Source organism: Amycolatopsis pittospori, from assembly GCF_013870525.1.
Classification (GTDB): domain Bacteria; phylum Actinomycetota; class Actinomycetes; order Mycobacteriales; family Pseudonocardiaceae; genus Amycolatopsis; species Amycolatopsis pittospori.
The window spans coordinates 1-10,917 of record NZ_JACBXD010000150.1 but is presented as its reverse complement, the minus strand read 5'-3'; the positions used below and the strand labels follow the sequence as shown (position 1 = coordinate 10,917).

General features: G+C 72.4%; 2 protein-coding genes. Both read left to right on the top strand.

Features of this window, described 5'->3' with window-relative positions; genetic code table 11:
• The coding region (locus H5J31_RS38515; protein WP_207899491.1) for an acyl carrier protein at nucleotides 1-490 on the top strand (490 nt) is incomplete at its 5' end.
• A gap of 46 nt (nucleotides 491-536) precedes the next feature.
• Nucleotides 537-10,917, top strand: a 10,381-nt coding sequence (locus H5J31_RS38510; RefSeq protein WP_181777590.1) for a type I polyketide synthase, incomplete at its 3' end; no start/stop codon positions are given.

Below are 10,917 nucleotides of genomic sequence, written 5' to 3'. Positions count from 1 at the left end.
CGCTGATCGAACTGCACATCTCCAACGTGCACAAACGGGAGCAGTCGGGGTGGTGCGCGGCCAGGCCGCGGCGGCCCTCGGGCACGACGGCGCCGACTCGGTCGAGCCGGGCCGGGCGTTCACCGAACTCGGCTTCGACTCACTCACCGCTGTCGAGCTCCGCAACGGGCTCGACGCGGCCACCGGGCTGCGCCTGCCCGCGACGCTGATCTTCGACTACCCGACCCCGGACGACCTCGCCAAGTTCCTGCAGTCCGAAATAGTTCCCGCAGGACCTGCCGCGGAAACCGGGCTGGCGTCGGGAATCGACCGGCTCGCGGCCGAGCTGTCCACAGTGGACATCGAGGCTACGGGCGCCGACGAGGTCGAGGCGAAGCTGCGGAACCTGGTCGCCCTGTGGCAGGAGCGGGTCCGGCCGTCCGGCGGCGACGCGGATCTGGAAGTGGACACCATCGACGACATGTTCGCCCTGCTGGACAACGAACTCTGACCCCGGCCCGGCGTACGACACCGCCGCCGCGAGGAGGACCACCGTCATGACGACCGACGAGCGGACGCTCGACTACCTCAAGCGACTGACCGCCGAACTGCGTGAGACGCGGCGCCGCCTGCGAGACGCCGAGGAAAGCAGCTCCGAACCCCTCGCGGTGATCGGCATGGCCTGCCGGTTCCCGGGCGGGGTCACCTCGCCGGAAGGACTGTGGGACCTCGTCGACGGCGGCGGTGACGGCATGTCGGGCTTCCCGGCGAACCGTGGCTGGGACACCGACTCGCTGTACCACCCGGACCCGGAACACCGCGGGACCACGTACAGCGATCAGGGTGGATTCCTGCACGACGCCGGGGAGTTCGACGCGGGCTTCTTCGGCATCTCGCCGCGGGAAGCCTTGGCGATGGACCCGCAGCAGCGGTTGCTGCTGGAGGTCACCTGGGAGACGTTCGAGCGCGCCGGGCTGGACACGGCCGCGCTCAAGGGCAGCGCCACCGGTGTGTTCGCCGGGGCGATGCGCAGTGAGTACGTCTCCGGATTCGACGGCGGATCCGAAGAGGTCGAAGGATTCCTCGGCACCGGCTCGTCCAACAGCGTGCTGTCGGGCCGGCTCGCCTACACCCTGGGCCTCGAAGGCCCGGCGGTCACGATCGACACGGCCTGCTCGTCGTCGCTGGTCGCGGTCCACCTGGCGGCACACTCGCTGCGGTCGGGGGAGTGCTCGCTCGCCCTGGCCGGCGGGGTCACGGTGATGGCCACGCCGGAGACGTTCGTCGAGTTCTCACGCCAGCGGGGAATGGCGCCGGACGGCCGCTGCAAGGCGTTCGCCGGCGCCGCCGACGGCACCGGCTGGTCCGAGGGCGCGGGCATGATCCTGCTGGAGCGGCTGTCCGACGCCCGTCGCAACGGACACCGCGTCCTCGCCGTCATCCGCGGTTCCGCGGTCAACCAGGACGGCGCGTCCAACGGGCTCACGGCGCCCAACGGCCCGGCTCAGCAGCGCGTCATCCGTGCCGCGCTCAAGAACGCGAAGCTGTCCACTGTGGACGTCGACGCCGTCGAAGCCCACGGCACCGGCACCACCCTGGGCGACCCGATCGAGGCACAGGCGCTGCTGGCCACCTACGGCCGCGAACGCGAAACACCGTTGTGGCTCGGCTCGATCAAGTCGAACATCGGCCACACGCAGGCGGCCGCGGGTGCCGCCGGCATCATCAAGATGGTCGAGGCGATGCGCCGCGGCGTGCTGCCGCGCACCCTGCACGTCGACGAGCCGTCGCCGCATGTCGACTGGGCGGCCGGGGCCGTCGAACTCCTCACCGAGCCGAAGCCTTGGGACACCGGCGACCGTCCCCGTCGCGCCGGGGTGTCGTCCTTCGGCATGAGCGGCACCAACGCGCACGTCATCCTGGAGCAGGCACCCGAAAGCGAGGACGCCGAGCCCGAGCGCACTCCGCCCGCCGTCCTGACCTGGCCGCTCTCGGCCCGTGGCCCCGCCGCGCTGAAGGCGGCCGCCACCCAGCTTTTGTCCACTGTGGACACCGTGGAGCCGCTCGACCTAGGCTGGTCGCTGGCCACCACCCGCACCGCGCTGGAAAGCCGCGCCGCGATCGTCGGCAGTACCCGTGAAGACCTCAAGGCCGGGCTGACCGCGCTGGCCGCGGGTGAACCCGCGCCCGGCGTCGTCACCGGTGAACCGCTGCTCGGCCGCACCGCGTTCCTGTTCTCCGGGATGGGCGCCCAGCGCTGCGGCATGGGCCGCGAACTCTACGACACCTTCCCCGCCTACAAGGCCGCCTTCGACGAAGCGTGCGCCGCTCTCGACGCGCATCTCGACCGGCCGCTGGCCGACGTCGTCTTCGGCGACGACCAGGCCCTGCTCGACCGGATGACCTTCGCCCAGCCCGCGATGTTCGCCCTGCAGGTCGCGCTCTTCCGTCTGCTGGAGTCATGGGGTGCCCGGCCGGACTACGTCGTCGGCCACTCCGCCGGCGAGCTGGCGGCGGCCCACGTCGCGGGGGTCTGGGACCTCGAAGGCGCCGCGCGGATGATCACCGCGCGCGGACGGCTGATGGAGGCGCAGCCGCCCGGCGGCGCGATGATCGGCATCCAGGCCACCGAGGAGGAGGTCGCGGCCGAGCTGACCGACGGCCTCGCCATCGGCGCGCTCAACGCTCCCGACTCGGTCGTCGTCTCCGGCGAGGAGGCCGCCGCCGAAGCGCTGGCCGCCGGATTCGCCGAACGCGGCCGCAAGATCAAGCGCCTCAACATCTCCCACGCGTCGCACTCCGCGCGGATGGACGGCATGCTCGCCGAATTCGGCGCCATCGCCGAAGAGATCCCGCACCACGCGCCGTCGATCCCCGTGGTGTCCAATGTGACCGGCCGCCTCGCCGGACCGGACGAGGTCACCGTCCCCGGCTACTGGCCGCGGCACGTCCGGCAGCCCGTCAGGTTCGCCGACGGCGTCGGTTTCCTTCGTGGCGAAGGGGTTTCCCGGTTCGTCGAGATCGGCCCGGACTCGGTCCTGGCCGGCATGGCCGCGCGGACGCTGCCACCGGAAGGCACCCTCGCCGTCCCGGTGCTGCGCAAGGACCGTCCGGAGGCCCGGACGGCGATGACCGTGCTCGCCGAACTGCACGTCCGCGGCGCCCGCGTCGACTGGACCACGTTCCACTCCGGCACCGGCGCCCGCACGATCGACCTGCCCACGTACCCGTTCCAGCGCGAGAACTACTGGCTGCGCGGCGGCCACAGCGCCGGTGACCCGGGCGGCCTCGGCCTCGCCGACGCCGCCCACCCGCTGCTGGGCGCGAGTGTCCTGCTCGCCGACGGCGCCGGGATCGTGCTGACCGGCCGCCTCTCGCCGTCGACCCACCCTTGGCTTTCCGACCACGCCGTCGCGGGGACCGTCATCGTGCCCGGCACCGCACTGGTCGAACTCGCGCTGCGAGCCGGCGACGAAGCGGGCTGTGCGCATCTGGAAGAACTGACCCTGCGCGAGCCGATGGTCCTGGCGGGACCGCTGGACGTCCAGGTCGTCCTCGGCGCGCCGGACGAGAGCGCCCGCCGCGCCGTCGCCGTGTACTCCCGTGCCGGTGAAGGCGCCTGGACGCTCCACGGTTCGGGCACGCTGGCGCCCCAGGCCCCGGCCGCGAGCTTCGACCTGGCCGAATGGCCGCCCCAGGACGCCACCCGGATCGACGTCACCGAGGTCTATCCGGTGTTCGCCGCCGCGGGTCTCGAGTACGGACCGGTCTTCCGAGGACTCAAGGCCGCGTGGCGCCGGGGCGAGGAGATCTTCGCCGAAACCGAGTTGCCGGACGACACCGGCAAGGCCGACATCGAGCGCTTCGGGCTCCACCCGGCCCTGCTCGACGCGGGCCTGCACGCGATCGGTCTCCTGTCCGAGGAGCCGGGAGGCGCCAAGCTGCCGTTCCTCTGGCAGGACGTCACTCTGCACGCCACGGGTGCCTCGGCCCTGCGGCTGAAGCTGACGCCCGACGCCTCCGGCTCGGTCGCCCTGCGCGCCGCTGACGGCACCGGCGCTCCGGTCGTCACCATCGGCTCCCTGACCTTGCGTGAACTCGCCCCCGTCACCGCGGCGACCCCCGGTCTCGATTCACTGTTCCGTCTCGACTGGACGCCGGTTCCCACGCCGGCAGACCCGGCGCGGGTCGAATGGGCGTACCACGGGCGGGTCGGCGGCGGCGTCGTGCCGCCGGTCGTCGTGCTGCCGGTGTTCACCGACCCGACCGAGGCACTGATCGCCACCCGCGAGGTCCTCGCCGTCGTACAGCAGTTCTCGACCGAAGACCGGTTCGCCGACGCGAAGCTCGTCATCGTGACCTGCGACGCGATCGGTCCGGGCCGCGTCGACCCGGCCGCCGCCGCGGTCTGGGGCCTCGGCCGCTCCGCGCAGAGCGAACTTCCCGGCCGCGTCGTCCTCGTCGACACCGAGACCGGCGATCTGACCGACGCCGAACTGGCCGCCGCGCTGGCGACCGGCGAACCCCAACTGACCCTGCGCGAAGGCGCGTTCGCCGCATTGCGCCTCGGTCCCGTGCCGGGCACCGACGAACTCGCGCCGCCCGCCGAACCCGCGTGGCGGCTCGGCATGGCCGGTCGCGGCACGCTGGAGGAACTCCGCCTGGAGCCCTGCCCGCAGGCCCTGGAACCCTTGGCGCCTGGGCATATCCGGGTCGCCGTCGGCGCCGCAGGCCTCAACTTCCGGGACGCGCTCAACGTCCTCGGCATGTTCGAGGGTGAACCCGGCCCGCTCGGCAACGAGATCGCGGGCGTCGTCCTCGAAGTCGGTTCCGATGTGGACGACATGAGCCCCGGCGACCGCGTGATGGGTGTCGCGATCGGCGGTATCGGCTCGATCACCACCGCGCAGCGTTCGATGTGCGCCCGGATCCCGGAAACCTGGACCGACGAAGAAGCCGCGTCCGTACCGCTGGTGTTCCTCACCGCCTACTTCGGTCTCAAGGAACTCGCCGGGCTGAAGGCGGGCGAGTCCGTGCTGGTCCACGCGGGCGCCGGTGGGGTCGGCATGGCGGCGATCCAGATCGCCCGCCACCTCGGTGCCGAGGTCTACAGCACCGCCAGCCCCGCCAAACAGCACGTGTTGCGCGAAGCCGGGCTCGACGACGCCCACATCGCCAACTCCCGCACCCTCGACTTCGAGCAGCACTTCCTCGCCACCAGCGAGGGCCGCGGTGTCGACGTCGTCCTCGACGCGCTCACCGGTGACTTCGTGGACGCCTCCCTGCGGTTGATGCCGCGTGGCGGCCGGTTCCTGGAGATGGGCAAGGCGGGTCTGCGCGATCCCGAAGAGGTCGCCGCGCGGCACGCCGGTGTCGAGTACCGGCCCTACGACCTGATCGAAGCGGGACCCGAGAAGTTCTCCCGTATGTGGGCCGAAGTGCTGGACCTGTTCGTCGGCGGTGTCCTGAAGCCGTTGCCGCGCCGTGTCTGGGACGTCCGCCGCGCGCCGGAGGCGTTCCGGTTGCTGAGCCAGGCCAAGCACATCGGCAAGGTCGTGCTCACCATCCCGCGCGGCCCGGAGCCCGAGGGCACCGTCCTGATCACCGGCGGTACCGGTGGTCTCGGCGCGATGCTCGCCGAGCACCTGATCGCCGAACACGGCGTCCGGCACTTGCTGCTCACCAGCCGTCGCGGCCCGGACGCGCCCGGCGCGGCCGGACTTTTCGACGCGCTCACCGCTCTCGGCGCGTCCGTCACCATCGCTGCCTGCGACGGTGCGGACCGCGACGCCGTCGCCGCGCTGCTGGCCGCGATCCCGGCCGAGCATCCGCTCACCGGCGTCGTCCACGCGGCCGGTGTCCTCGACGACGCCCCGATCGACGCACTGACCCCCGAACGGCTCGACCGCGTCCTCGCCCCGAAGGCCGACGCGGCCTGGCACCTGCACGAACTGACCGCGGACCTCCCGCTGCGCTGGTTCGTCCAGTTCTCCTCGGCCGCCGGGGTGCTCGGCAACCCCGGCCAGGGCAACTACGCCGCCGCCAACGCCTTCCTCGACGGCCTCGCGACCCGCCGTCGCGCCGACGGTCTCGCCGCGCAGTCCGTCGCGTGGGGTCTGTGGTCCGGCGGGATGAAGGGCGAACTCGGCGACGCGGGCGAGGAACGTATGCGCCGCAGTGGTTTCCCGCCGATCGACCCCGAAGAGGGCCTGGCGATGTTCGACCGCGCCGTCGGCCTCGACCACGCCGTCCTGCTCGGCCTCAAATTCGACCGCGCCACGGTGCGCGGCAGCGACGCCCCGATCTCACCGCTCATCCGCGCGCTCGTAGGCGGCTCCGGACGCGCCAAGGCCAAGACCGCCACCGCCGAGCAGGCAGGCGAACTGCGGCGCAAGCTCACCGGCCTGCCCGCTTCGGAGCAGGACGAACTGCTGCTGGACCTGGTACGCCGCGAGGTCGCGCTGGTGCTCGGCCACGCCGACGCGGCCGGGATCGCCGCGACCCGCGCGTTCAACGAAATCGGCTTCGACTCGCTCACCGCGGTCGAGCTGCGCAACCGTCTCGGCGCCGCGACGGGCCTCCGCCTGCCCGCGACGCTCGTGTTCGACCACCCGACACCGGACGCGCTGAAGGTCTTCCTGCGCGGCGAACTCGTCGGGGACGAGACGCCGGCCCCGGTCGCGGTTTCCTCCACCGCGGCCGGGTCCGGTATCCACGACGACCCCGTCGTCATCGTCGGCATGGGCTGCCGCTATCCGGGCGAGGTCACTTCACCCGCCGAGCTTTGGCAGTTGGTGGCGGACGGCCGCGACGGCGTCGGCGACTTCCCGGCCGACCGCGACTGGCCCCTGGACTCCCTGTTCCACCCGGACCCCGACCACCGCGGTACCACCTACGCCTCCGAAGGCGCTTTCCTTTACAACGCGGGCGATTTCGACGCCGAATTCTTCGGTATCTCACCGCGTGAAGCGCTCGCCATGGATCCGCAGCAGCGTCAGGTCCTGGAAACCGCGTGGGAGGCGCTGGAGCGTGCGGGCATCGAGCCGGGCACGTTGCGCGGCACCAGCACCGGCGTGTTCGCCGGGGCGCTGTCCAACGACTACATCTCGCGGTTGAGCGCGATTCCCGAGCAGGTCGAGGGTTTCCTCGGCACCGCGTCCTTCAGCAGCGTCGTCTCCGGCCGCGTCGCCTACGCGCTCGGACTGGAAGGCCCGGCCGTCTCGGTCGACACGGCCTGCTCGTCGTCGCTGGTGGCCGTTCACCTCGCCGCGCAGTCACTGCGGTCGGGGGAGTGCACCCTGGCCCTGGCCGGTGGCGTCAACGTGATGGCCTCGCCCGACATGTTCGTCGAGTTCTCCCGTCAGCGCGGCTTGGCACCGGACGGGCGCTGCAAACCGTTCGCCGGAGCGGCCGATGGCACGAACTGGGCCGAGGGTGTCGGAATCCTGGTCCTGGAACGCCTTTCCGACGCCCGCCGCAACGGTCACCGCGTGCTGGCGGTCGTCAAGGGTTCGGCGGTCAACCAGGACGGCGCGTCCAACGGCCTCACCGCGCCCAACGGACCCTCACAGCAGCGGGTGATCCGCTCGGCCCTGGCCAACGCGGGCGTCGAGTCGTCCACCGTGGACGTCGTCGAGGCGCACGGCACCGGGACCCCGCTGGGTGACCCGATCGAGGCTCAGGCACTGCTGGCGACCTACGGCCGTGAGCGCGAGCGGCCCCTGCTGCTCGGCTCGGTCAAGTCCAACATCGGCCACACGCAGGCCGCCGCCGGTGTCGCCGGGATCATCAAGATGGTCGAGGCGATGAACCACGGCCTCGTCCCGGCGAGCCTGCACGTGGACGAGCCGACCCCGCACGTCGACTGGACCGCGGGCGACATCTCACTCCTCACCGAGCGGACGCCGTGGCCGGAGACCGGACGCCCGCGCCGCGCCGGGGTTTCGTCCTTCGGCATCAGCGGCACCAACGCCCACGTCGTCCTCGAACAGGCTCCCGCCGACACCGAGCCCGAGCCGTCGCGGCCGATGCCCGTGGTGCCGCTGGTGCTTTCCGGTCGCACCCCGGAGGCGCTGGCCGCCCAGGCTGTCCGTCTGTCTACTGTGGACTTCACGGCCGACACCGGCTTCTCGCTGGCCACCACTCGCACGCAGCACACGCATCGAGCGGTCGTCCTCGGCGCGCCCGGGTTGCAGGCGCTGGCTTCCGGCGGATCCGCGCCGGACGTCGTCACCGGCGAGCCCGCCGGCGGCCGGCTCGCGTTCCTGTTCACCGGACAGGGTTCGCAGCACGCCGGAATGGGACGCGGTCTGTACGAAGCGTTCCCGGCCTTCGCCGCCGCCTACGACGAGGTCACCGCACTGCTCCCGGCAGGCGGCGACCTGAGCCGGACCGGCACCGCGCAGCCCGCCATCTTCGCCCTGGAAGTCGCGCTCCACCGCCTCTTCGCATCGTGGGGCGTCCGCCCGGCTTATGTCGCGGGGCACTCGATCGGCGAGATCGCGGCCGCTCATATCGCGGGGGTGTTCTCCCTGGAGGACGCGGCGAAGCTCATCGAGGCCCGCGGTCGCCTGATGGAGGCGCTGCCCGAAGGCGGCGCGATGGTCGCCGTGCAGGCGCCCGAAGATCACGCGGTCGAGGTCGCCGAGTTCCACGGCATCGCCGTCGCGGCGGTCAACGGTCCGGACGCCGTCGTGCTCTCGGGTGCCGAGGAACCGGTGCTCGCCGCCGCGGCGGCACTGGAAGCCCGTGGCCGCAAGGTGAAGCGGCTCGACGTCTCCCACGCGTTCCATTCGCCGCTGATGGACCCGATGCTCGACGAATTCGCCGAAGTGGCCCGCAGCCTGACCTACGCCGAGCCGTCGATCCCGGTCGTTTCGGCGGTCACCGGCGTGGTCGCCACCGAGCTGACCGACCCGGCTTACTGGGTGCGGCACGTCCGGGAACCGGTCCGGTTCGCCGACGCACTCGGGACACTGGCGGGCGAAGGCGTCACGACGTTCCTCGAAATCGGTCCGGCGGCGGTGCTTTCGGCGCTGGCCGCGGGGACCGGCGAGGCGATCCCCGCCCTGCGCGAGGACCGCGACGAGCCCACCACGGCCGTCACCGCGCTGGCGCGGCTGCACGTCCGCGGGATCGACGTCGACTGGACGGCGTACTTCGCCCCCGCGAAGCCGCGCGTGATCGATCTGCCGACCTACGCCTTCCAGCACGAGCGGTACTGGCTGCGCGAACCGGCCGTGGCGCGTATCGCCGGTGGCCTGCGCCACCCGGTGCTGGCCTCCGCCGTGACCTCGGCGGGCGACGGTTCTGTCCTCTGCACCGGTGTCCTGCCTGCCGAGCCCTCCGACACGCTGCTGGTCGAACTGGCGATCCGGGCCGGCGACGAGGTGGGTGCGGGCACCCTGGCCGAGCTCACCGTCGAGGCGCCGCCGGCCGGGGAACGCGAGGTCCAGGTCGCCGTCGGTGCCGAAGACGAGGGCCGCCGTCCGGTCTCCCTCCACACCCGCGCCGGAACGGACTGGCAGCGGCACGCCACCGGTTTCCTGGTGGCCACGCCCGCCCCGGCCCCTTCGGTTCCGGAAGGCGACTTGACCGAACTGACCGTGCCGGACGACGCCGCGCAGCTCTACGGCCTGCACCCGGAGCTGCTCGACCCGGTGCTGGCCGAACACGGCTGGCCGGTCGTCTGGCGGAACGTCACCCTGCACGCCACCGGCGCCACCACGGTCCGGGCGAGCTTGAGCCAGGCGGGGGAGCTGGCGGTGTTCGACCTCTCCGGTGCCCCGGTGCTGTCCGCCGAGATCACCTTCGGCGAGCGCCCCGCCCCCGTGATGGCTCCGAGCGAGTCGCTCCACCGGATCGTCTGGAGCCCGGTTCCGGCAGCCGACGGCGAAACGTCGTGGGCTCGCCTCGAAGACGTCGGAGCGGAACTGCCCGGCGCCGTCGTGCTGGAACTCGCCGAGCCCGACGGCGATGTCGCCGACGCGGCCCGGGCGGCGACCGCGACCGTGCTCTCCGCGCTCCAGGACCCGAAGTACACGGACACCCGCCTGGTGGTCCTGACCGCCGGCGCGGTCGCACTGTCCGAAGAGGACGGTGCCGACCCGGCCGCCGCCGCGGTCTGGGGTCTGGTGCGCGCGGCGCAGTCCGAGCAGCCCGGCCGGTTCGTCCTCGTCGACGGTGACGGAGACACGACGGCCCTGGGCAAGGCACTGGCCACCGGTGAGGACCAGCTGCTTCTCCGTGAGGGAAGGCTTTACGCGCCGAGGCTCGCACAGGTGCGTGGCTCCGCCACCGAAGCGCCGGAGCTGGCGGGTGGCGCGGTCCTCGTCACCGGCGGCACCGGTGGGCTCGGCGCCCACCTCGCCCGCCACCTGGTGCGGACGTACGGTGTCACGGAACTGGTTCTCACGAGCCGTCGCGGTCCGGACGCCCCGGGCGCGGCGGATCTGACCGCGGAACTGACGGAACTGGGTGCGCGCGTCCGGGTCGAGGCCTGCGACGTCGCCGACCGCGCAGCCGTCGAAACCGTACTGGCCGGGATTCCCCGGCTGACCGGGATCGTGCACGCCGCGGGTGTCCTCGACGACGGCCTCGTCGGCGCGCTCACCCCGGACCGCCTCGCGACCGTGTTCGGCCCCAAGGCCACCGCGGCCTGGCATCTGCACGAACTGACGAAGGGCCACGAACTCGCGGCGTTCGTCCTGTTCTCCTCGGCCGCCGGTGTGCTCGGCAACGCCGGGCAGGGCAACTACGCCGCGGCCAACGCGTTCCTCGACGGTCTCGCCGTCCACCGCCGGGCCCTCGGCCTGCCCGCTCGCTCGCTGGCCTGGGGCCGCTGGGCGGACGGCATGGGCGGCGCGCTCGGCGAGCAGGCCGGACAACGCTTGAGCCGCAACGGTTTCCCCGCGCTGAGCACCGACGAAGGGCTGGCGC